Below are 363 nucleotides of genomic sequence, written 5' to 3'. Positions count from 1 at the left end.
GGGCGATTTCAGATCAAGATCACGATCAAAAGCTCAGATCAAAAGACCGCTGACTTCGTCAGCGAAAAGGATGTAAGAGCCGGAGCAACAGCAAATCCATACTCGGTCTAATGTGGGAGCTGGCTTGTCGAATCGTCGCACCGCTGCGATGGCATCAACTCGGTGTGCCTGATGTACCGAGGTGTCTGCATCGCAGGCAAGCCAGCTCCCACAGAAAAGCAGCTCTTCAGTGTATGCAAATCCGCAGCCGACCTCATATTCAAAACTGCATGCGCTCCCACATTCAGACCGAGTTGTATCAAGTAGATAGGCTTTGGCTTTGCACTTGATCTGGCTTTTGCTTCAACCACTCAGGTCGGCTTT

Origin of the sequence: Pseudomonas sp. IPO3747 (genome assembly GCF_013385245.1) — a bacterium.
GTDB classification, from domain to species: Bacteria; Pseudomonadota; Gammaproteobacteria; order Pseudomonadales; family Pseudomonadaceae; genus Aquipseudomonas; species Aquipseudomonas edaphica.
Note: the sequence above shows the minus strand (reverse complement) of the source record.